Source organism: Streptomyces sp. NPDC017676 (assembly GCF_044329325.1).
Taxonomy (GTDB): Bacteria; Actinomycetota; Actinomycetes; order Streptomycetales; family Streptomycetaceae; genus Streptomyces.
Window position 1 is genome coordinate 933,989 of sequence record NZ_JBIRJA010000001.1, and the last position, 22,014, is coordinate 956,002.

The window sequence follows — 22,014 nt, forward strand, 5'->3', positions numbered from 1 at the left end:
GTTCCCGGGGGAGCGGCGGGGCCTCGGTCAGCGCCTCGGCGCGTCTGTCACACGTCGAAGTACAGCTCGAACTCGTGCGGGTGCGGACGCAGCTGGAGCGGGGCGATCTCGTTGGTGCGCTTGAAGTCGATCCACGTCTCGATCAGGTCGGACGTGAACACGTCGCCCTGGAGGAGGAACTCGTGGTCGGCCTCCAGCGCGTCGAGGACGGCGTTCAGCGAGGTCGGGACCTGGGCGACGTTCGCGTGCTCCTCCGGAGCCAGCTCGTACAGGTCCTTGTCGATCGGCTCGGCCGGCTCGATCTTGTTCTTGATGCCGTCCAGGCCCGCGAGGAGCAGGGCCGAGAAGGCCAGGTACGGGTTGCCGGAGGAGTCGGGCGCGCGGAACTCGACGCGCTTGGCCTTCGGGTTGGAGCCCGTGATCGGGATGCGCATCGCGGCGGAGCGGTTGCGCTGCGAGTACACCAGGTTGATCGGCGCCTCGAAGCCCGGCACCAGACGGTGGTACGAGTTCACCGTCGGGTTGGTGAAGGCCAGCAGCGACGGGGCGTGCTTGAGGATGCCGCCGATGTAGTAGCGGGCGGTGTCCGACAGGCCCGCGTAACCGGCCTCGTCGTAGAACAGCGGGTCGCCGTTGCTCCACAGCGACTGGTGCACGTGCATGCCCGAGCCGTTGTCACCGAAGATCGGCTTCGGCATGAAGGTCGCGGTCTTGCCGTTGCGCCAGGCGACGTTCTTCACGATGTACTTGAAGAGCTGGAGGTCGTCGGCGGCGGCGAGCAGGGTGTTGAACTTGTAGTTGATCTCCGCCTGGCCGGCCGTGCCCACCTCGTGGTGCTGGCGCTCGACCTTCAGGCCGGACCGCTCCAGCTCCAGGGAGATCTCGGCGCGCAGGTCGGCGAAGTGGTCGACCGGAGCCACCGGGAAGTAGCCGCCCTTGTAGCGGACCTTGTACCCACGGTTGTTCTCCAGCGCGCCGGTGTTCCAGGCGCCCGCCTCGGAGTCGATGTGGTAGAAGGACTCGTTCGCGGAGGTGGCGAAACGCACGCTGTCGAAGACGTAGAACTCGGCCTCGGGGCCGAAGTACGCGGTGTCCGCGATCCCGGTCGAGGCCAGGTACGCCTCCGCCTTCTTCGCCACGTTGCGCGGGTCACGGGAGTACTGCTCGCCCGTGATCGGGTCGTGGATGAAGAAGTTGATGTTGAGGGTCTTGTCGCGGCGGAACGGGTCCACACGCGAGGTGGACAGGTCGGCGCGCAGAGCCATGTCGGACTCGTGGATGGCCTGGAAACCACGGATCGACGATCCGTCGAAGGCCAGCTCCTCGTCCGGGTCGAACGCCTCAACGGGCACCGTGAAGTGCTGCATGACGCCCGGCAGGTCGCAGAAGCGGACGTCGATGAACTTGACGTCCTCGTCCGCGATGAACTTCTTGGCCTCGTCGGCGTTCTGGAACATCCAGCTCCTCCTACTCCCGACCGTCCTCGCCGGGGTGGTAGATCGTTCGTGCGGCCAGTGCGGTGGCACACGCTGGTCTCGACCCTAGGGACGGGTGATTTCTCGGGCGTGACCCGTTTGTTTCGCAGAAGTTAACCGGCCACGTGTCCACCGTAGCCCCGACACACCCCTGTGCGTAGTGCCCGAAACCGGGCACAGTACCGTGGAGGCGTGGACAACAGGCAGGCAATCGGATCGTGGCTCTCCGGGCCGCGCGCGGCCATGGAAGAGGCGGGCGCCGACTTCGGGTACCGCGGCGAACAGCTCGGTCTCCCGGAGCACGGACCGAACTCGATCGCACGGCCCGGACGGCGCCTCGGCGCGATCGCCGTGGACTGGGCGCTGTGCGTCCTGATCGCATACGGCCTGATCACCGACGGCTACAGCCCCGCTACGAGCAACTGGGCGCTCGGCGTCTTCTTCGTCCTGAGCGCCCTGACCGTCGGCACGGTCGGCTTCACCCCCGGAAAGCGCCTCTTCGGCATCCGGGTCGTCGCCCTCCGGACCGGCACGGTCAACCCGGGACGCGCCCTGCTGCGCACGGTCCTGCTCTGCCTCGCGATCCCCGCCCTGATCTGGGACCGCGACGGCCGCGGCCTGCACGACCGGCTCGCGAAGACGGTCGAGGTACGGATCTGACGGAGCGCCCCCGCCGAGGACGCGGCTCGCCCGCGGCCGGCCGCGTCAGCGGGGCCGAGCCGTATGGGGCAACGGCCCCGTCCCGGCGCGGCCCCGTCCCGGCGCCGCAACGCCGGGCTCCGCGAGAGCGCCCGGCGCCGGGCGCAGCAGCCACCCGCAGGCCCCGGTACCTCCGTCACCCCCTCCGCAGCACCGCCCTCAGCACCGCCCGCAGCTCCGCCTCCGCGTCGGTCGCGGCGTCCGTCGCGCGCCAGGCCACGAATCCGTCCGGCCGGACCAGCACCGCCCCGTCCGGCGTCGTGCCGTGGAGGGCCGCCCAGTCGGTGCCGGCACCGGGGCCGTCCCCGTCATAGGTGAGGTCGGCGTTCGCCCCCGTACCGATCCGGTACGCCTCCAGTCGTACGCCGTCCGTGCGGGCGATCCCCCGGGCGGCGGAGTGCCAGGCCGCTCCCGCGGCCGACCCGGCGTCGCAGAGGAGCACCAGTGACCGCTCGTAGAGGTCGATCGTGGAGAGCCGGTCGCCCGCGCGGCGCAGCCACAGGTGCGGCGCCCGGCTGCCCGGGTCCGCCGTCAGCCGCACCTCGTCGGGTACGACCGGCTGGGCGGGGTCGGCGCCGATGACGGCCCCCTCCAGATAGCGGTAGGCGAGGACGACGGGGAGGATGCCGCTGCGCGGGCCGCCGCCGACGCCGGGCGTGGGCGCGAAGCCGGGGTGGCTGTGCTCCACCGAGCGGGCGGAGGCGCGGGCGCTGGTCGCCAGCGCGACGGGCCGGCGCTCGCTGTCGTAGGTCTCCAGCAGGTCGGGCCCGGCCCAGCCGTCGAGGACGGCGGAGAGTTTCCACGCCAGGTTGTGGGCGTCCTGGATGCCGGTGTTGGAGCCGAAGGCGCCGGTCGGGGACATCTCGTGGGCGGAGTCGCCGGCCAGCAGCACCCGGCCCGCCGTGTACCGCTCGGCGACGCGTTCGGCGGCGCGCCAGGACGCCTTGCCGGTGATCTCGATGTCCAGGTCGGGGACGCCGACGGCCAGCCGGATGTGCCGCTGGAGCCGCTCCTCGGTGAACTCCTCCAGCGTCTCGCCCTGCTCCGGGTGCCAGGGCGCGTGGAAGACCCAGTGCTCCTTGTTGTCGACCGGCAGCAGGGCGCCGTCGGCCTCGGGGTTGGTGAGGTAGCAGCAGATGAAGTGCCGGTCGCCGACCGTCTCGGCGAGCAGCTTGGACCGGAAGGTGACGCTCACGTTCGCGAAGAGGTCGCCGGGGCCGCTCTGCCCGATGCCGAGCCGGCGCCGGACGGGACTGCGCGGGCCGTCGCACGCGACCAGGTAGTCCGCGCGGACCGTGTACAGCGCGTCGCTGTCCCGGTCCCGGACGAACGCCGTCACTCCTTCGGGGTCCTGCTCGAAGCCCTCCATCTCGTGGAAGTACCGCAGGTCCCCGCCGAGCGCACGGGCGCCCTTCAGCAGCACCGGCTCCAGGTCGTTCTGGCTGCACAGGCACCAGGCCGTGGGGCTGAACCGCGCCAGTCCGCCACCCGGGTCGATGTGCTTGAACAGCCATTCGCCGGCGTCGCCGACCAGGGTCGGGGTCTGCAGGATGCCATGGTTGGCCGCGAGCAGCGAGGCCGCCGCCTTGATGTCCGGCTCGATGCCGGCCACCCGGTACAGCTCCATCGTCCGCAGGTTGTTGCCGCGGCCACGCGGGTGGATCGAGGTCCCGGAGTGCCGCTCGACGAGCATGTGGGGTACGCCGAGACGCCCCAGGAACAGGGAGAGGGACAGGCCCACCAGCGAACCGCCCACGACGAGGACGGGCACCTGGTGATCGGCTTTGTGCTGCATCAAGGCTCCAGAGGCAGGGGTCGGGATGTGAGGCGCGTTGCTGTTTCTGTGCCCTCTGGGACGGCTTTCGCGTGCTCAATCACCCACGTGGTTCACGCGAGTCGCGCGTTGTGCGGGAAGCGGCACAGGATCAAGAAGCGCTGACGTCGCGTCATCGGCGGCCGGCGTTCGCCTCTGCCCCCGTGAAGGAGATGCGCAGCATGACCACCTTGTCGGAAAAGATGTCGGACCAGTCGACGCGTCAGGTGTCGAAGAAGGTCTCCCAGTCCGTGTTCGACGGCTCCCGTCTCCGGGTCGTCCTGCTCGTGGACGTCAACGACGGCGCCCAGCAGCAGTTCCTGGAGGCCTACGAGCAGCTGTGCAACCAGGTGGCGCGGGTGCCCGGCCACGTCAGCGACCAGCTGTGCCAGTCGATCGAGAACCCCTCCCAATGGCTCATCACCAGCGAGTGGGAGAGCGCCCCGCCGTTCCTCACCTGGGTGAACAGCGAGGAGCACGTGCGGATGGTGGAACCGCTGCACAGCTGCGTCCGGGACACCCGGTCGCTGCGGTTCCACATCGTCCGCGAGACGGGCGGCGAGCCGGCCGGGGCCGCGTCACGGCGTCGGCTCCAGTCGTCCCCGCGGATCGGGGACGGCGTGATCCGGCACGCGCTGACCTTCACGGTCAGGCCGGGCAGCGAGGAGAAGGTCGCGAAGATCCTCGCGGACTACGCCTCGCCCCAGGCGCGGGTCGACGAGACCACCCGGCTGAGCCGCACCTCCCTGTTCATGCACGGCAACCGGGTCGTGCGGGCCATCGAGGTGCGCGGCGACCTGCTCGCGGCGCTGCGGCACGTCGCCCGGCAGCCCGAGGTACGGGCCGTCGAGGAGGCCATCAACCCCTACCTGGAGCAGGAGCGCGACCTCAACGACCAGGAGTCCGCGCGGGTGTTCTTCACCCGGGCGGCGCTGCCGGCCGTGCACCACGTCACCGCGGACGAACTCGCCGAGGGCGAGCGGCAGGCGCTGTACTACCCGGCCCGGCCGGACTGCGGGATGCGGCTGGCGGAGCTGCTCGCCCAGCAGGACGAGGCGGCGGCGGAGGACCCGGACAGCCCGGTGCTGCGCAGCACGATCTTCCAGCGCGACGACGTCGTCGTCCGGCTGATCGACGTACGTCCCGGCACGGGCGCCCGCGCCCTGCTGCCGGAGCCCGGCCGTCAGGCCGAGCTGAGCACCCTGCTGGACGGCGAGCCCGTCGGCATGGACCTCGTCACCGACCGCCGCTCGCCGGACGCCTGAGCCCGGCAGGCCAGCACACCAACGGAGGAACGTCGTGATCAAACACCTTCCGAAGATCGTGGACCTCAGCGAGATCGAGCCCAACACCCGGCGCGGCGGCGATCTGCGCGCCATGCTCACCCCGGCCACGGTGGGCTCCACCAGTGGCTTCATGGGCGTGGCCATCGTGCAGCCCGGCGACCGCATCGGTGAGCACTACCACCCCTACTCCGAGGAGTTCGTGTACGTCCTGTGCGGGCAGCTGGAGGTGGACCTGGACGGTGAGCCGCACCCGCTGAAGCCCGAGCAGGGGCTGATGATCCCCATCAACATGCGGCACCGCTTCCGCAACGTCGGCAACGTGGAGGCGCGGATCGTCTTCCACCTGGGTCCGCTGGCCCCCCGGCCGGCCCTCGGCCACGTCGACACCGAGGAGACGGAGGCCGTCGCCGTCACCGCCGATCCGGCCGACCGGGCACGGGTCCGCTCATGAACCGGCGCGTGGCGGTCACCGGCATAGGCATCGTCGCCCCGGGAGGGATCGGCGTACCGGCGTTCTGGGATCTGCTCGCCGACGGCCGTACCGCGACGCGGGGCATCACGTTCTTCGACCCGACCGGGCTCAGGTCCCGGATCGCCGCCGAGTGCGACTTCGAGCCCGCCGCGTACGGCCTGGACGCCGAGCAGGTCGAACGGGCGGACCGGTACATACAGTTCGCCCTGGTCGCCGGCGAGGAGGCGGTCCGGGACTCCGGTCTCGACCTCGGCCGGGAGGACCCCTGGCGGGTCGGCGTCTCCGTGGGCACCGCCGTCGGCGGCACCACCCGGCTGGAGCACGACTACGTCCTGGTCAGCCATCGCGGGCAGCGCTGGGACGTCGACCACACCGAGGCGGAGCCGCAGCTGCACCGGGCGTTCTCGCCGAGCACCGTGGCCTCCGCGGTGGCGGAACGTTTCGGCGCCCAGGGCCCCGTGCAGACCGTGTCCACCGGCTGCACCTCGGGACTCGACGCGGTCGGGTACGCCTTCCACACCGTCCAGGAAGGCCGCGCCGACATATGCATCGCGGGAGCCTCGGACTCTCCGATCTCCCCGATCACCATGGCCTGCTTCGACGCGATCAAGGCCACCTCGCCGAACAACGACGACCCCGCGCACGCCTCCCGGCCCTTCGACAACAACCGTGACGGCTTCGTCATGGGCGAGGGCGGCGCGGTGCTCGTCCTGGAGGAACTGGAGCACGCCCGGGCCCGCGGCGCCCACGTGTACTGCGAGTTCGGCGGCTACGCCACCTTCGGCAACGCCTACCACATGACCGGCCTGACCAAGGAGGGACTGGAGATGGCGCGTGCCATTGACAACGCCCTCGACCAGGCGCGTCTCGACCCCACGGCGATCGACTACGTCAACGCGCACGGCTCCGGCACCCGGCAGAACGACCGTCACGAGACGGCGGCCGTGAAGCGGGCGCTCGGCCACCACGCCTACGACACCCCGATGAGCTCCATCAAATCCATGGTGGGGCACTCCCTCGGGGCGATCGGCGCCATCGAACTCGTCGCCTGCGTCCTGGCCCTCGCCAAGCAGGTCGTCCCGCCGACCGCGAACTACGAGATCCCCGACCCCGAGTGCGACCTGGACTACGTCCCGCGCGTCGCCCGCGAACGGAAGCTGACCAGCGTGCTGTCCGTGGGCAGCGGGTTCGGCGGATTCCAGTCCGCGGTGATCCTGACCCGGCCGAGGGAGTGAGGACACGATGAGCGAACCGAAGGACCGGCACGCGGCCATCACCGGCATCGGGGTGGTCGCACCCAACGGCACCACCACCGGCACCTTCTGGAAGGCCACCCAGGAGGGCCTCAGCGTCCTCGACCGGATCACCCGCGAGGGCTGTGAGCACCTTCCCCTCAAGGTGGCCGGTGAGGTCCGCGCCTTCGAACCGGCCGACACGATCGAGGAGCGCTTCCTCGTCCAGACCGACCGGTTCACGCACTACGCCATGGCCGCGGCCGACTTCGCACTGGACGACGCCCGGCTCGCCCTGGCCGACATCCCCGACGCGCCGTACTCCATCGGCGTGGTCACCGCCGCCGGGTCCGGCGGCGGCGAGTTCGGCCAGCGCGAACTCCAGCAACTGTGGGGCAAGGGGAGCCGGTTCGTCGGGCCGTACCAGTCCATCGCCTGGTTCTACGCCGCGAGCACCGGCCAGGTGTCCATCCGCCGCGGCTTCAAGGGACCCTGCTCGGTCGTCGCCTCCGACGAGGCCGGCGGTCTGGACGCCCTCGCCCACGCGGCACGGGCCGTGCGGCGCGGCACCGACGTCATCGTGGCCGGCTCCACCGAGGCGCCGCTCGCGCCGTACTCGATGGTCTGCCAGCTCGGCTACGAGGAACTGAGCCGGGAGACGGACCCGTCCCGGGCCTACCGCCCGTTCACGGACGCGGCCTCGGGATTCGTGCCCGCCGAGGGCGGCGGGATGCTCGTGGTCGAGGAGGCCGGCGCCGCCCGGGCCCGCGGCGCCGACATCAAGGCCGTCGTGGCCGGCCACGGGGCCACCTTCACCGGCGCCTCCCGCTGGGACCGGTCCCGGGAGGGGCTCGCCCAGGCCGTCCGCCAGGCCCTGGCGGAGGCCGGGTGCGCCCCCGAGGAGGTCGACGTCGTCTTCGCCGACGCCCTCGGGGTACCGGAGGCCGACCGGGCCGAGGCGCTGGCGATCGCCGACGCCCTCGGCGAGCACGGCACCCGGGTACCGGTCACCGCACCGAAGACCGGGATCGGCCGGGGGTACTGCGCGGCCCCCGTCCTGGACACCGCGGCGGCCGTGCTCGCGATGGAGCACGGCCTGATCCCGCCGACGCCGAACGTCTTCGACGTCTGCCACGACCTCGACCTCGTGACCGGCAGCGCCCGCGCCGTCGAACTGCGGACGGCGCTGATCCTCAGCCGCGGACTCATGGGGTCGAACTCGGCGCTGGTGCTGCGACGCGGCACCGCGCAGTGAGTACAGAGAAGGAGGAGAGCACATGCCCCAGATCACCGTGGAAGAACTCGCCGCGCTGATGAAGAAGGCCGCCGGCGTGACCGTCAGCCCGCAGCAGCTGAAGGAGAAGCCGGACACCGGCTTCGACGTCCTCGGTGTCGACTCGCTCGGCCTGCTCGGCATCGTCGGGGAGCTGGAGAACACGCACGGCACCCCGATGCCGGTCGACGCCGAGCGCTGCAAGACACCCCAGCAGTTCCTCAACCTCGTCAACAGCACCCTCATGGCAGGAGCCTGAGATGGCAGGACACACCCAGAACGAGATCACCATCGCCGCCCCGCTGGACCTGGTCTGGGACATGACCAACGACCTGGAGCGCTGGCCCCAGCTCTTCAGCGAGTACGCCTCGGTGGAGGTCCTCAAGAAGGAGGGCGAGAAGACGACGTTCCGGCTCACCATGCACCCGGACGAGAACGGCACCGTCTGGAGCTGGGTCTCCGAGCGCGAGCCGGACCGCGCCACCCGCACCGTCAGGGCCCGCCGGGTGGAGACCGGGCCCTTCGCCCACATGGACATCCACTGGCGGTACGAGGAGGTCCCGGCCGGCACCCGGATGGTCTGGACCCAGGACTTCGCGATGAAGCCGGACGCGCCGGTCGACGACGACTGGATGACCGACAACATCAACAAGAACTCGAAGATCCAGCTGGACCTGATCCGGCAGAAGATCGAGAAGGCGGCGGCCGGCGAGCGGCCCGCCCCGGCCCTGGCCGACTGAGCCGGACGACAGGAGACGACCGTGCACCAGGCCCTGATCGTCGCCCGTATGGCCCCGGGCTCCGCCCCCGACATCGCCAAGGTGTTCGCGGAGTCCGACCGCGGAGAGCTGCCGCACCTCGTCGGAGTCGTCCGGCGCAGCCTCTTCCAGTTCGGCGACGTGTACATGCACCTGATCGAGTCCGAGCGGGAGCCGGGACCGGCCATCGCCAAGGTCACCTCCCACCCCGATTTCAAGGAGGTCAGCGAGCGGCTGTCGGCGTACGTCAGCGCGTACGACCCGGAGACCTGGCGGTCCCCGAAGGACGCCATGGCTGAGCGCTTCTACGTCTGGGAGCGCGACGCCGGCTGAGCGCTCCGCCGGAACGGCAGCGAAGGCAGTTCCCCGCGCCCCTTCGGGGCGCGGGGAGCCGGTCATGCCGGGACGACGCAGTCGAACGCGTGCAGGTACGGGTTGACCGGCCGGATGTCGCGGACCGCCAGGCCCGCCGCCTCCAGTCGGCCGACCATGCTGTCGGTGGTGTGCTTGGCCCCGCCGACGTTCAGGAGCAGCAGCAGGTCCATGGCCGTGCTGAACCGCATCGACGGGGTGTCGTCGACGAGGTTCTCGATCACCACCACCCGGGTGCCGGGACCGCCCGCCTCGACCACGTTGCCCAGCAGCCGGGCCGTGGACTCGTCGTCCCACTCCAGGATGTTCTTGATGATGTAGACGTCGGCCTCCACCGGGACCGCCTCCCGGACGTCGCCGGGCACGATCCGCGCGCGGTCGGCGAGGTCGCCGCCCTCGCGCAGCCGCGGCAGGGCGTTCTCCACCACCCGGGGCAGGTCGAGCAGGCTGCCGCGCATCGCCGGGTACTTGTCGAGCAGGCACGCCACCACATGCCCCTGGCCGCCGCCGAGGTCCGCGACCGAGCTGCTGCCGGACAGGTCCAGCAGGGCCGCCACCTCACGCGCCGACTGCTCGCTGGAGCGGGTCATCGCGCGGTTGAAGACGTCCGCGGACTCGGGGGCGTCCTCGTTGAGGTAGCTGAAGAACTCCTTGCCGTAGAGGTCCTCCACGACGTTCCGGCCGGTGCGCACGGCCCGGTCCAGCAGCGGCCAGGCGTCCCAGGTCCACGGCTCGGTGCACCACATGGCGATGGCCCGCAGGCTGTTCGGGTCGTCCTCGCGCAGCAGCCGGGACATCTCGGTGTGGGCGAACGTCCCGTCCGGCCGCTCGGCGAAGACGCCGTAGCAGGACAGGGCGCGCAGCAGCCGGCGCAGCGGCTTCGGTTCGGCGCGCACCGCGGTCGCCAGGGTCTCCACGGTCATGGGGGCGTCCCCGAGCGCGTCGGCGACGCCCAGCCGGGCGGCGGCGCGGACCGCGGCGGCGCAGGCCGCCCCGAACACGAGCTCGCGCAGCCGCATCGACGGGGGAGGGGAGGGGGGTGCCCCCGGCTCCGGGGGAGCCGAGGGTGCGCCGGATGGTGCGGTCATGTGCCGCCTTCCTTCCTTGCGTGGATCGGGTACGGCCGTCCGGTCAGCACAGGCCCGCGGGCCTGGAGACCCGGCAGGAGTTGCCGGTGAAGGCGTTGCCGGTCTTGGTGGCTTCCTGGTTGACGAGGTCCGCCGGGGAGTTGTCCGCCAGCCGGTTGCCGGTGATCCGGTTCTTCTCGCTCGTGGCGCCCACGAAGCTCTTGAACAGGACGATGCCGCCCGACAGCGGGGACCTGCCCGTGTGACCGGTGACCCTGTTCCGCGTCACCAGGGCCTTCTCGGTGCCGGTGAGCACGATGCCGGAGCCCTTCAGATAGGGCAGCCGGGCGGTCTTCGGGCAGTACTTGTTGTTCCGGTCGACCAGGTTGTCGCTGACGGTGAGGGCACCGGCACGCGGCTTGTTCTCGTCGCCGACGACGAACACGCCCGCGCAGTTGCCGAGGACGTAGTTGCGGGTGACGGCGAGGTTGCGCAGCCGGCGGACGGTGATGCCGATCCGGTTGTCCTCCAGCCGGTTGTGGTCGACCACCGCGCCCTTGCTGTCCTTGGCCCCCTGCTCGGCCTTGACGTTGTTGGCGAGGAAGATCCCCGCGTCCCCGTTGCTCCGGGCGGTGTTGTACCGGAACACGCCACGGGTGGAGTGCTCCTGGGCGATGCCCCACTGGCCGTTGTGCTCGGCGATCACGCGCTTCACGGTCAGCCGGTCGGTGCCCATGGTGAACACGCCGGACTTGGCGAAGCCGGTCACCTTGAGGTCGGAGACGGTGACGTCCTTGACGGGCTTGTTCTTGCCCCCGACCACACAGATGCCGTTGCCGTCCGAGAGGCAGGTGATGGCGGCCTTCTTGCCGTGCGGCGCGGGCTTGGTCTTCTTCTTGGGGGGCTGGATCACGGTGCCCGGGCCCGCGCCCCGCAGGGTGAGGCCCGCCGTCTTCACCGTGACGCTCTCACGGTAGGTGCCGGCGAGCACGAACACGGTGTCGCCGGCCTTGGCGGCGTTGACCGCCTTCTGGATCGACTGACCCGGATGCACCACGAGGGTCCTGTGGGCAGCGGACGCCGGAGTGGCGCCGATGATCGTGCCGACGAGGGTCGTGGCGCATGCCAGGTACGCAATGTGTCGTTTTGTCACATTCCGAAGGCTAGGAGCGCATGAGCCGATTACCGGCCGGATACTCCGTTCGGCGGCGTGTCAGAGCCCCGCGCTCCGGAGGGAACGCGGGGCCCGTGCGGCCAGTCGTGCCGGCGCCGCAGCCGGACGGGGCGGTCAGCGGCCCCGCGGCCCGCCCTTGGGCAGCTTCATGCCCTTCGGCATGGGTCCCTTCGGCAGCGGCATGTTGCTCATCAGGTCGCCCAGCGCCCGCAGCCGGTCGTTGGTGGCCGTCACCTGGGGGCCGGTCAGCACGCGCGGGAGCTTCAGCATGGTCGTGCGGAGCTTCTTCAGCTCGACCTGGCCCTCGCCGTTGCCGACGATCAGATCGTGCACCGGTACGTCGGCGACGATGCGGTTCATCTTCTTCTTCTCGGCGGCCAGCAGGCTCTTCACCCGGTTCGGGTTGCCCTCGGCGACCAGCACGATGCCGGCCTTGCCGACGGCCCGGTGGACCACGTCCTGGCTGCGGTTCATCGCCACCGCCGGCGTCGTCGTCCAGCCCCGGCCGATGTTGTCCAGCACGGCCGCGGCGGCGCCCGGCTGGCCCTCCATCTGGCCGAACGCGGCCCGCTCGGCGCGGCGGCCGAACACGATCGCGGTCGCCAGCAGGGCGATCAGCAGGCCGAAGATGCCCAGGTAGACCGGGTGCCCGATCAGGAAGCCGATCGCGAGGAAGACACCGAGGGTGCCGATGCCGACGGCCGCGAGTACAAGACCGATCTTCTTGTCGGCCTTGCGGGTCATCTTGTACGTGAGGGCGATCTGCTTCAGTCGCCCTGCGTTCGCGGCGTCCGCCGCGGTTTCCTTCCTCGCCATGCCACGAAGTCTACGTGCCCCCGGGAGCGCGGACGACGGCAGTGTCCGGCGGGCGGGACGGGCCCGCCGGGCGGCGTCAGGACTGGCCGGCGGCCTGGTCCAGGAAGCGCTGGGCCTCGACCCGGTCCTTGGCGCGACGGCGGTCCTCCAGGACGGAGGTCCAGGCGTTGCGGCGGGCGGTGCGCTGACCGCCGCTCATGAGCAGGGACTCCACGGCGCGCAGGGCGCCGGTGAAGGACGGGATGGCGGTGGCGCGTACGGGTGCGGCCTGCATGATCGAGGTCCCCCCTCTGAGCGATGGAGATACGGGGCGTGATACGAGAGTCACTGATTGGTGTTACCAGCGCGTGACCGACCGGTCAAACACGGATGAAGCCTTGATGTGACCGACTGGAACGCCGACGCGGCCCCGTCGGCGCCCTCATCTGCGAGGACGGTCGGGACCGCGTCGTCTCGGCCATTACTGGCCAGTAGGAACTTGTGCGCGAATTCACACGCGCGGCTCACACCGCCTGGGCGGCGATGAACGCCCCACGCTTCTCCACGGCCATCTGGTAAAGCCGCCCGGCGCGGTAGGAGGAGCGCACCAGCGGGCCGGACATCACACCGGAGAAGCCGATCTGCTCGGCCTCCTCCTTCAGCTCCACGAACTCCTGCGGCTTCACCCAGCGCTCCACCGGGTGGTGGCGCACCGACGGGCGCAGGTACTGGGTGATGGTCACCAGCTCGCAGCCCGCGTCGTGCAGCTGCCTCAGCGCCTCGCTGACCTCCTCGCGGGTCTCGCCCATGCCGAGGATCAGGTTCGACTTGGTCACCAGGCCGTAGTCGCGGGCCTCGGTGATGACCTTCAGGGAGCGCTCGTAGCGGAAGCCCGGGCGGATGCGCTTGAAGATCCGGGGGACCGTCTCGACGTTGTGCGCGAAGACCTCGGGACGGGACGCGAACACCTCGGCGAGCTGCTCGGGGACCGCGTTGAAGTCCGGGGCCAGCAGCTCCACCTTCGTCCGGCCGCCCTCGCGCTCCGCCGTCTGCTGGTGGATCTGGCGCACGGTCTCGGCGTACAGCCAGGCACCGCCGTCCGCCAGGTCGTCACGGGCGACACCGGTGATGGTGGCGTAGTTCAGGTCCATGGTGACCACGGACTCGCCCACGCGGCGCGGCTCGTCGCGGTCCAGCGCCTCGGGCTTGCCGGTGTCGATCTGGCAGAAGTCACAGCGCCGGGTGCACTGGTCGCCGCCGATGAGGAAGGTCGCCTCGCGGTCCTCCCAGCACTCGTAGATGTTCGGACAGCCGGCTTCCTGGCACACCGTGTGCAGGCCCTCGCTCTTCACGAGGTTCTGCATCTTCGTGTATTCGGGGCCCATTTTCGCCCGGGTCTTGATCCACTCGGGCTTGCGCTCGATGGGGGTCTGGCTGTTGCGGACCTCAAGGCGCAGCAATCGCCGCCCGTCAGGGCTTGGCATTTGCTTCCCGTCGGGTGCGACTGCGGACACGACCGGCTCCCTGTGACTTCGATTCTTCGGCGTACCCCAGGGTACGCCCGTACTGTGTGCGCCCTGCCGCTCGGGCCAACCCCGCTGTCGCAGGGCGCATTCCCCCGGCGGACGATCAGGCGGACGCCTTCTCGATCACCCGCGGCTTCAGGTCCGCGTTCTCCAGGACGTCCCGCAGGTGCTTCTCGACCACCGGCAGGACCTCCTCGACCGTGACGTCCCGGCCCAGCTCGTTCGCGAGGGAGGTGACGCCCGCGTCCCGGATGCCGCACGGGATGATCCGGTCGAACCAGGCGTTGTCCGGGTTCACGTTGAAGGAGAAGCCGTGCATCGTGACGCCCTTGGCGACCCGGATGCCGATCGCGGCGATCTTCCGGTCCTCGCGCCGCTGGCCGGCGTTGGAGGGGGCGTACTCCGGGCCGTTCAGCCGGGGGTCGAACTCCTCGTCGTCGAGCCGCGGGTCGAAGTCGAGGGAGAGTCCTCCGAGGGCGGGCCGCTGCTCGACCGGGTCGCCGAGCACCCAGACGCCGCTACGGCCCTCCACCCGGGTGGTCTGCAGGCCGAACTCGGCGCAGGCGCGGATGATCGCCTCCTCCAGCCGGCGCACGTGCGCGACCACGTCCACCGGGCGGGGCAGCTTCTGGATCGGGTAGCCCACGAGCTGGCCAGGACCGTGCCAAGTGATCTTGCCGCCGCGGTCCACGTCGATGACCGGGGTGCCGTCCAGCGGGCGCTCGCTGTCCTCCGTGCGCCGGCCGGCCGTGTACACCGGGGGGTGCTCCAGGAGGAGCACGGTGTCCGGGACCTCGTCGGCGAACCGGGCGGCGTGCACCCGGCGCTGCTCGTCCCACGCCTCCTGGTAATCGACGGCATCCGCACCGAACCCCATGCGGACGAACCGCAACTCACTCACGGCAAGCGCCTCCCTCAGCGACCGGTGTGTCAGGCACGTAACGCGCCCTCGCCACTGTACGTCCGACCGGAGTACGTCAGCCCTGCGGGCGTTCCTCACACGATCGGATGAATGCACGGCGAAGTGTGCGATCGTCTGCTCACTCTCCGCTACATTCGCGCCGTTCGTGAGGCCATAAGGGCTGCTCAAAGGCAATCCGGGCACATCGACCGGCCCGGAAGGCAGGAGACCGCACCGCAGATGACGGACCGACCCGCGCAGCGCACCCCCAACCGCCAGCTCGCCGCGCTCATCGCAGAAGCGGGGTTCTCCAACGCGGGTCTGGCCCGTCGCGTCGACCAGCTCGGCCTGGAACACGGGCTGGACCTCAGATACGACAAGACCTCGGTCACCCGCTGGCTGCGCGGCCAGCAGCCACGCGGTACGACCCCCGCCCTGATCGCCGAGGTCTTCACACGCCGGCTCGGGCGCCGGCTCACCGCCCAGGATCTCGGCCTGGACGCGTGCGCGCCGGTGTACGCCGGGCTGGAGTTCGCGGCCACCCCCGAGGAGGCCGTCGACATCGTCAGCGGGCTGTGGCGCAAGGACTCCGGCAGCCACGCCGAACTGCGCAAGATCGCCTTCACCCCGGCGGGGCTCGTGGTGCCCAGCCGGGACTGGCTGATCGGCAAGGCCGACGACCGGGTGGCCCGCGAGCCGGTGCCCCGGGTGCCGCCGCAGGGCCGGCCCGCCGCGGCCAGGGCACCGCGGCCGGCGCCGCTGGTCCCGCCGCGGCTGCGGACGCACGCCGAGCGCGCCCCCGGCCACAAGGTCACCGGCGGTGACATCGCCGCGCTGCACTCGGTGGGCGAGCTGTTCCGCACCCTCGACGACCGGTTCGGCGGCGGCCACGCCCGGCAGGCACTGGTGCGCTACCTGGAGCACGAGTGCGAGCCGATGCTGCGCGGCAGTTACGACGAGCAGACCGGCCGGCGCCTGTTCGCCGCCGCCGCCGACCTGACCCGGCTCGCGGGCTGGACGTCGTACGACATCGCCGCGCACGGGCTGGCCCAGCGGTACTTCGTGCAGGCCCTGCGGCTCGCCCAGGCGGCCGGCGACCGGGCCTACGGCTCCTACGTCCTGGTCACCATGAGCCGCCAGGCCGTCTACCTCGGCCACGGCAGGGAGGCCGTGCAACTGGCCCGGGTCGCCCAGCAGGGGGTCGGCACGGGCGCCCCGCCCGTCGTCCAGGCGCTGCTGCACGCGTCCGAAGCGCGGGCGCACGGCGTGCTGGGGGAGGTGCGGGCGTGCACCGCCGCGCTCGTGCGGGCCGAACGCGCCCTGGACGCGGCCCGGCCCGGGGACGAGGTGCCCTACTGGGCCGCGTTCTTCGACGAGGCGCAGCTCGCCGACGAGTTCGGCCACTGCCACCGGGATCTCCAGCAGTTCCGGGCCGCCGCCCAGCACGCCGAGCGGTCCCTCCAGCTCCGGGCGCCCACCTATGCCCGCAGCCGCCTGTTCTGCCGGGTCGTCCTCGCCACCGCCCGCCTCGGCCTCGGCGAACTCGACCAGGCGTGCGCGATCGCCGCGGAGGCGGCGGGGCAGGCCGCGGAGATGCGGAGCGCTCGCGCGGTGGAGTACGTGAAGGAGTTCGAGCGGCGGCTGGAGCCCTATCGGGACGCGGCACCGGTGCGGGTGTACCGGGAGAAGGTGGCGGCCCTGGGGTAGTTCCGGTGGTTCGTCGGGTGCCGCGCCGATGTGGCGGAGCGCGCAGTTCCCCGCGCCCCTTCGGGCGCGTTCACGCCGCCCTCGGCAGCGTCGGGACCGGGTCCGCGCTGTGCATCGACCCCGTCGCGCCCAGGTCCGCCAGGATGGCTGACGCGGCCCTGTGCGCCGAGTGCAGGGCGCCCTGGACCGTGCTGGTGTCCCGGTGGTCGCCGCAGACGTAGAGGCCGGCCAGGAGGCGTACCGGGCGGCGCAGGTCGTGCGGCGGGCGCATGGCGGGCACCGCCTCCGGGGTGTGGTGCACGGCCAGCGTCTCCCAGCGGCGCGTGGAGGTGCCGTAGAGGCGGGAGAGGTGGATGCGGACGGCGGTGTCCACCCCTTCCGGTGGCGTGCCCAGGACCGTCGAGGAGATCAGGACCCGGCCGGCCGGTGCCCGGCTCGGGTCCACGTTGCTGAGGACCGCCGTGTGCGCCACCGGCCCGCCCCGGTCGGCGTCCAGCAGCAGCGAGGTGCCCGTCGGGAACGCCGCCGCCGGCTCGTCCGTGGTGTGGTGGACGACCGTCACCGGGTGGAAGTCCGGCACCCTGAGCCCCGGCAGCAGTCCGGCCGCGGCGCGCGCGTCCGTCGCCAGCAGCACCGCCCGGCAGCGGAGCTCTCCGTGCTCGGCGGTCGTCACCGAGGTCGTGGACACCGAGGTGACCCGCACCCCGGTGTGCACGGTGCCCGGCGGCAGCCCCCCGGCCAGCAGCTCCGGCAGCACCTCGGCGCCGCCCTCCGGCACGCACAGCCGCCCGCTCGCGAAGGCGCGCAGCGCCAGGTCGGCGCACCTGCTGGAGGTGGTCAGATCCGGGTCGCACAGCAGCGTGGCGAGCAGCGGGCGCAGGAAGCCGTCGACGGTACGCGCCGGGACCCCGCGCTGGGCGAGAGCGAGCGCGGCCGGCATCTCGGGGCGGGCCAGGATGCGTTCGACGGGGGTCGCGGCGATCCGGCCGAGCGCCGCGCCCAGCCGGGCCTGGTCCACCGCGCCGCCCACCGGCGCGCCGGGCGTGGCCGCCGTACCCCGGGGGGCGTTGGCGAGTGCGCGCACCACGTGGAGTGCGCCCCGTGCGCCCCGCGCGCTCCCACCGCCCGCCGGCGCGCCGGCGCGCTGGGTGCGGCCGTCGCGGTGCAGCAGCACGCCCGGTGCGAAACGGCGCACGGTCAGGGCGTCCAGGCCCGGACTCAGGCGGAGTTCGGGGTAGGACGTGGACAGCAGCTGTCCGATGCGGTCGAGCCGGAAGCCGTCGACCTTCTCGGTCGACATGCGGCCGCCGACGTACGGGGCGGCCTCCAGGACCGCGGTCGTGATTCCTGCGCTGGTCAGCCGATGAGCCGCCGAGAGACCGGCGATTCCGGCTCCCACGATGACGACGTCCACCTGGTACGCGGGCTCAAGCACGAGGCCCCTCCTGTGGTTGCGCGACCGGTGGAGACGTCATGCCCCCGACTGGCGCAAGGGATACCCGGGTTCGGGTCGAGGGTAGGAGCGTGATCGGTCAGAGACAGTCGCGCATCAACAGGTGCACGGTCGCATGGAGGTCGCATACGGTCACTTTCGTTCGCCGGAGTTGTCAGCCGGCTCACCCCGCCGCGACCGTCGCACCCGCTCACGCCATCCGCTCACCCCGCCGCGACCGTCGCACCCGCTCACCCCGCCGCCCGGATCGCCTCGTCGATGCCCGGGAACGCGAACCGGAACCCCGACTCCAGCAACCGTTTCGGCACGACCCGCTGACTGCCCAGCACATCACCGGCCATCTCCCCGAGCGCCGCCCGCAGCACCGGGGCGGGCACCGCGAACACCGCCGGCCGGCGCAGCACCCGTGCCATCGCCTCCGTGATCTCACCGTTCGTCAGCGGCTGGGGCGCCGTCAGGTTGAACGGCCCGGACAGGCCGTCGCCGTCGATGAGATGCCGGATCGCGGCGACCTCGTCGTGCAGCGCGATGTACGACCAGTACTGCCGCCCGTCGCCCAGCCGCCCCCCGAGGCCCGCGCGGAACAGCGGGAACAGCCGCCCCCAGGCCCCGCCGCCCCGGGCCACCACCAGGCCCGTGCGCAGGAACACCGTCCGCACCCCCGCCTCCACCACGGGCGCCGCCGCCTCCTCCCACTCCACGCACAGCGCGGACAGGAAGCCGTCACCCGGCGGCGCGCCCTCGTCCACCACCCGGTCGCCGGTGTCGCCGTAGAAGCCGATCGCGCTGCCGTTCACGAACACCCGCGGCGGCCGGGGCAGCGAGGCCGCCGCCTCCGCCAGCGCGGCCGTGCCCAGCACCCTGCTGTCCCGCAGCAGCCGCTTGTACTCCGGCGTCCAGCGCCGCTCGCCCACCCCGGCCCCCGCCAGGTTGACCACCACGTCGCACCCGGCCAGCCCGGCCGCGTCGACGTGACCCCGCTCGGGGTCCCAGCGGACCTCGTCCGCGCCCCGAGGCTCCCGGCGCACCAGCCGGACCACCTCGTGCCCGTCCGCGGTCAGGGACCGCACCAGAGCGCTGCCGATGAGACCGGACGCGCCGGCCACCGCGATACGTGAACGTTCCATGGCCCCAGCATGACCGCACCGCGGGCCGGAAACCCGTTGGGGCCGCCCGGACCGCCCGCCGTAGGGTGATCGCCATGCCGGAGCCGTACATACGCAACGCCCAAGCCGCCGACGAGGAGCCGCTGGCCGTCCTCGACCGGGCCACCTGGTCCCCCCTGCACGCGGTGATGCCCCAGCCGCAGCCGCCGTACCCGCCCTTCTTCGACGAGCGGCACCCGCCGGAGCAGTACCTCGTCGCCGAGGCCGACGGGCGCGTCCTCGGCTACATCCGGCTCGCCCACCCGACCCCGCTCGCCTCCAACGCGCACGTCCTGGCCATCCAGGGCTTCGCCGTCGCCGACGAGGCGCGCGGGCGGGGCGTCGGACGCGCGCTGGTCCGGGCCGCCGTCGCCGAGGCGCGGCGGCGCGGCGCGCGGCGCCTCACCCTGCGCGTGCTCGGGCACAACACCCCGGCCCGGGCGCTGTACGAGTCCGAGGGCTTCGCCGTCGAGGGCGTGCTGCCCGGGGAGTTCCTCATCGACGGCGCGTACGTCGACGACATCTGCATGGGCCGTGCCCTGTGAGCCCCGCGGTGCCTACGAACTGACCAGCTCGCCCGTGTCCACCGGCACCGTCGCCGTGGCCGCGCGCCGGGCGTCGCCCGCCACCTCGGCCGCCGTCAGCACGTACCCCGTCTCGGCGTCCGAGGTGGAGCGGGCGAAGACCACCCCGAACACCCGGCCGTCCGTGGTCAGCAGCGGGCCGCCGGAGTTGCCCGGCCGGACAGTGGAGCGGATCGCGTAGATCTCCCGGGTGACCGTGCCGTCGTTGTAGATGTTCTGGCCGGTCGCCCGCACCCGGTTCCCGACCGTCGCCGCCTGGAGGTTCAGGCTCCCGTCCTGCGGATAGCCCGCCACCACCGCCGAGTCCCCGCGCACCGCACCCCCGTCGAACCGCAGCACCGGGGCGCTGAGATCCGGCACGTACAGCACCGCCACGTCCCGGTCCGGGTCGAACAGCACCACCCGGGCCGCGTACGACGGCCCGACCCCGCCGACCCGCACGCTCGGCCGGTCGATGCCGGCCACCACGTGCGCGTTGGTCATCACACGCCGGGGCGCGTACACGAACCCGCTGCCCTCGCGGCCCTCGGTGCCCACGACGCCCTCGATCTTGACCGTGCTCAGCCTGGCGGCGTTCGTCGCGGCAGGCGTGACGCTGTCACCGGTCGGCCGGGCGACCCGGGCCGTCGACTCGTTCTCGAACGGGTTGAACACCTGCGGGAAGCCCGCCTCGGTCAGCGCGGACGTGGCCCGCGAGAACCACGCGGGGGTGGTCCGCGGCATCGCCTCCTGCACCGCGCCCAGCACCGTCGAGTTCCGTATCGCCGTCGTCAGGGTCTGGGAAGGGGCCGCGCTCAGCACGCTCGCCGCCACCCAGGCCACGATCAGCACCGCGACCGAGTTCGCCGCCGCGCCCCCTATCCCGTCCGCCACCCGGAGCGGCCCCCGGTCCAGCTCCCCGCGCAGCCGCAGCGCCAGCCGGCCCGCCAGCTCGTGCCCCACCACCGCCGGCACCAGCACCGTCAGCACCGCGAGCACCGTCGCCGTCGCCGTGCCCCGCTCCACCTGGCCCGTCACCCACGGCAGGACCCACACACCGACGACCGCGCCGCCCACGAACCCGGCCAGCGAGACACATCCGGCCACCAGTCCGCGGCGGTATCCGGACACCGCGTAGACGACGATCACCAGTACGAGCACCAGGTCGAGCAGGTCCACCGAGCCGCCTCTCTCTCAACCTCTCACTACGGACGGGACCGGTCCGCTGATCAGCCACGCGCACGCGAGGCCGCCATCGGGCCACGGAACCGGTCACGTACGTCTGTACCACCGGAAACGACCCGGACCTGGACGATGGTTCCACCGGGTGGCACAGCGCACATCGCGGGCACGCGCGGCGGTCCGGGAGCGCGGTCGCACCGGGGCACAGGGAGGCCACAGGCGGCACGCGGTCCGCACCGAGCCACCCGCCCTACGGTCGTGCACGACACAGACCGATCGCAGGCGGGGACAGGTGAGGTTCATGGGCGGCGTCCGTACCGACGGTCGTGGCGGGGAGTCCGGGCGGGAACGGGCCGGCTGGGCCCGGACCGTCCGCGGGTCCTGGGCGCTGGTCGGCGCGGTCGTGACCGTCGTCCTCGGCCCGGCCGCCGTCACCGCGTCCGCCCTCGACCGGGCCAACGCCGCCCCGCAGCACCAGGCGGCCGAGGCCGTCCGGCCACAGGCCCCGGAGCGCGCGGCAGGGACGGGAACGTGACGACGGGACCCGGCACCGCCCTCACCCCCTGAACCGCTGCCACAGGCGGGGATAGCGTTGTGCGAGCACCCGGTCGTCCTCCAGGTCCAGGGGCGTGCCCTCCGGCTCGGCCGGCGCCGGGGCGATGCCCAGGTCCGGCGCGACGGTGCCGGTCAGCTGCTCGTACGCCTCGTCCGCCGCGTACCCCAGCTCCTCGCCGTCGCCGTCGATCTCCTCGTCGAAGTCGTCCAGCAGCCCGGCCAGCGCGTCCGGCTCGTGCACGGCGCCCTCGAAGACCTCCCGGCCCTGGCCGATCAGCCAGCACCGGAAGAAGTCGAACGCGTCGTCGCTGCACCCGTCCAGCAGCAGCCACGCGGCGCCCCACAGGTCCCAGCGGTAGGCGCGGTTGTAGCGGGCCTCGAAGTGACGGGCGAAGTCCAGGACGAGATCGGGCTCCAGCTGGAGCAGCCGTTCCACGAGCGCGTCGGCCTGCTCCTCGGGATCGCCCCCGGCGGCCTCGCGGGTGGCGTCGATCAGCTCCCAGAACTCCGTCTCGTCCATCACGCCACCAGCATCGGGCCTCGGCCGGTGGGGCGCACGCGGAGTA

The 22,014-nt window shown here is 72.1% G+C and carries 23 protein-coding genes; 11 read left to right on the top strand and 12 right to left on the bottom strand.

All coding sequences use genetic code 11. From position 1 onward, the window contains the following. Positions 1-47: 47 nt before the first annotated feature. The gene (glnA, locus tag ACH4LD_RS04190; RefSeq protein WP_103817802.1) at positions 48-1,457 is read right to left on the bottom strand and encodes a type I glutamate--ammonia ligase; all 1,410 of its coding nucleotides are present in this window, start codon (positions 1,455-1,457) and stop codon (positions 48-50) included. Between the two features lie 210 nt (positions 1,458-1,667). On the opposite strand from glnA, the gene ACH4LD_RS04195 reads away from it, so the two are divergent. Beyond that, complete coding sequence (locus ACH4LD_RS04195) at positions 1,668-2,135, top strand: RDD family protein (protein WP_030656644.1); 468 nt, start codon at positions 1,668-1,670, stop codon at positions 2,133-2,135. A 175-nt stretch (positions 2,136-2,310) separates the two neighbouring features. Here the strand turns inward: ACH4LD_RS04195 and ACH4LD_RS04200 are convergent, their stop codons facing one another. Further along, positions 2,311-3,969, bottom strand: a complete 1,659-nt coding sequence (locus tag ACH4LD_RS04200) for an FAD-dependent oxidoreductase (RefSeq protein WP_398053557.1) — start codon at positions 3,967-3,969, stop codon at positions 2,311-2,313. Positions 3,970-4,169: 200 nt separating this feature from the next. On the opposite strand from ACH4LD_RS04200, the gene ACH4LD_RS04205 reads away from it, so the two are divergent. Genes ACH4LD_RS04205 through ACH4LD_RS04235 form a run of 7 tightly spaced genes read left to right on the top strand, consistent with a single transcriptional unit; the run spans position 4,170 to position 9,341 of the window. Then, complete coding sequence (locus ACH4LD_RS04205) at positions 4,170-5,252, top strand: SchA/CurD-like domain-containing protein (RefSeq protein ID WP_398053558.1); 1,083 nt, start codon at positions 4,170-4,172, stop codon at positions 5,250-5,252. Positions 5,253-5,286: 34 nt separating this feature from the next. After that, positions 5,287-5,724: a cupin domain-containing protein gene (locus ACH4LD_RS04210; protein WP_398053559.1), complete on the top strand. Its 438-nt coding sequence runs from the start codon at positions 5,287-5,289 to the stop codon at positions 5,722-5,724. Further along, a complete protein-coding gene (locus ACH4LD_RS04215; RefSeq protein WP_132783794.1) occupies positions 5,721-6,980 on the top strand; it encodes a beta-ketoacyl-[acyl-carrier-protein] synthase family protein in 1,260 nt (419 codons plus the stop codon). Before ACH4LD_RS04210 ends, ACH4LD_RS04215 begins: the two co-directional genes overlap by 4 nt. 7 nt (positions 6,981-6,987) lie before the next feature. Next, positions 6,988-8,232, top strand: coding sequence for a ketosynthase chain-length factor (locus tag ACH4LD_RS04220; protein WP_398053560.1), 1,245 nt, complete (start codon positions 6,988-6,990; stop codon positions 8,230-8,232). A 22-nt stretch (positions 8,233-8,254) separates the two neighbouring features. Then, positions 8,255-8,509: an acyl carrier protein gene (locus tag ACH4LD_RS04225; protein WP_014672284.1), complete on the top strand. Its 255-nt coding sequence runs from the start codon at positions 8,255-8,257 to the stop codon at positions 8,507-8,509. Between the two features lies 1 nt (position 8,510). Continuing rightward, positions 8,511-8,990: an SRPBCC family protein gene (locus ACH4LD_RS04230; RefSeq protein WP_031027127.1), complete on the top strand. Its 480-nt coding sequence runs from the start codon at positions 8,511-8,513 to the stop codon at positions 8,988-8,990. 21 nt (positions 8,991-9,011) lie between these two features. After that, on the top strand, positions 9,012-9,341 hold the full coding sequence (locus ACH4LD_RS04235) for a TcmI family type II polyketide cyclase (protein ID WP_132783796.1): 330 nt from the start codon (positions 9,012-9,014) through the stop codon (positions 9,339-9,341). Positions 9,342-9,403: 62 nt separating this feature from the next. Here the strand turns inward: ACH4LD_RS04235 and ACH4LD_RS04240 are convergent, their stop codons facing one another. From ACH4LD_RS04240 to lipB, 6 genes are all read right to left on the bottom strand, one after another. Next, positions 9,404-10,468 carry a methyltransferase gene (locus ACH4LD_RS04240; RefSeq protein WP_258056233.1) on the bottom strand — a complete coding sequence of 355 codons (1,065 nt, stop codon included), beginning with the start codon at positions 10,466-10,468 and terminating at the stop codon, positions 9,404-9,406. A 43-nt stretch (positions 10,469-10,511) separates the two neighbouring features. Beyond that, positions 10,512-11,600, bottom strand: coding sequence for a right-handed parallel beta-helix repeat-containing protein (locus ACH4LD_RS04245; protein WP_132783797.1), 1,089 nt, complete (start codon positions 11,598-11,600; stop codon positions 10,512-10,514). Positions 11,601-11,735: 135 nt separating this feature from the next. Beyond that, on the bottom strand, positions 11,736-12,437 hold the full coding sequence (locus tag ACH4LD_RS04250) for a DUF4191 domain-containing protein (RefSeq protein ID WP_103817970.1): 702 nt from the start codon (positions 12,435-12,437) through the stop codon (positions 11,736-11,738). Between the two features lie 76 nt (positions 12,438-12,513). After that, a complete protein-coding gene (locus tag ACH4LD_RS04255; protein WP_132783798.1) occupies positions 12,514-12,711 on the bottom strand; it encodes a hypothetical protein in 198 nt (65 codons plus the stop codon). Positions 12,712-12,940: 229 nt separating this feature from the next. After that, the gene (gene lipA, locus ACH4LD_RS04260) at positions 12,941-13,900 is read right to left on the bottom strand and encodes a lipoyl synthase (RefSeq protein WP_398053561.1); all 960 of its coding nucleotides are present in this window, start codon (positions 13,898-13,900) and stop codon (positions 12,941-12,943) included. 145 nt (positions 13,901-14,045) lie between these two features. Next, complete coding sequence (gene lipB / locus ACH4LD_RS04265) at positions 14,046-14,843, bottom strand: lipoyl(octanoyl) transferase LipB (RefSeq protein ID WP_398053562.1); 798 nt, start codon at positions 14,841-14,843, stop codon at positions 14,046-14,048. 240 nt (positions 14,844-15,083) lie between these two features. On the opposite strand from lipB, the gene ACH4LD_RS04270 reads away from it, so the two are divergent. Further along, positions 15,084-16,550: a regulator gene (locus tag ACH4LD_RS04270; RefSeq protein ID WP_132783800.1), complete on the top strand. Its 1,467-nt coding sequence runs from the start codon at positions 15,084-15,086 to the stop codon at positions 16,548-16,550. Between the two features lie 70 nt (positions 16,551-16,620). Here the strand turns inward: ACH4LD_RS04270 and ACH4LD_RS04275 are convergent, their stop codons facing one another. Further along, the gene (locus tag ACH4LD_RS04275; RefSeq protein ID WP_398053563.1) at positions 16,621-17,985 is read right to left on the bottom strand and encodes an NAD(P)/FAD-dependent oxidoreductase; all 1,365 of its coding nucleotides are present in this window, start codon (positions 17,983-17,985) and stop codon (positions 16,621-16,623) included. A 248-nt stretch (positions 17,986-18,233) separates the two neighbouring features. Continuing rightward, the gene (locus ACH4LD_RS04280; protein ID WP_398053564.1) at positions 18,234-19,130 is read right to left on the bottom strand and encodes a TIGR01777 family oxidoreductase; all 897 of its coding nucleotides are present in this window, start codon (positions 19,128-19,130) and stop codon (positions 18,234-18,236) included. A 74-nt stretch (positions 19,131-19,204) separates the two neighbouring features. On the opposite strand from ACH4LD_RS04280, the gene ACH4LD_RS04285 reads away from it, so the two are divergent. After that, complete coding sequence (locus ACH4LD_RS04285; RefSeq protein WP_398053565.1) at positions 19,205-19,693, top strand: GNAT family N-acetyltransferase; 489 nt, start codon at positions 19,205-19,207, stop codon at positions 19,691-19,693. 12 nt (positions 19,694-19,705) lie between these two features. Here the strand turns inward: ACH4LD_RS04285 and ACH4LD_RS04290 are convergent, their stop codons facing one another. Continuing rightward, on the bottom strand, positions 19,706-20,890 hold the full coding sequence (locus ACH4LD_RS04290; protein WP_398053566.1) for a MarP family serine protease: 1,185 nt from the start codon (positions 20,888-20,890) through the stop codon (positions 19,706-19,708). Between the two features lie 304 nt (positions 20,891-21,194). Here ACH4LD_RS04290 and ACH4LD_RS04295 point away from each other — a divergent pair, with 304 nt between their 5' ends. Beyond that, the gene (locus ACH4LD_RS04295) at positions 21,195-21,428 is read left to right on the top strand and encodes a hypothetical protein (protein ID WP_398053567.1); all 234 of its coding nucleotides are present in this window, start codon (positions 21,195-21,197) and stop codon (positions 21,426-21,428) included. A gap of 21 nt (positions 21,429-21,449) precedes the next feature. On the opposite strand, the gene ACH4LD_RS04300 is transcribed toward ACH4LD_RS04295, so the two are convergent. After that, positions 21,450-21,968, bottom strand: coding sequence for a DUF4240 domain-containing protein (locus tag ACH4LD_RS04300; protein WP_398053615.1), 519 nt, complete (start codon positions 21,966-21,968; stop codon positions 21,450-21,452). Positions 21,969-22,014 lie beyond the last annotated feature (46 nt).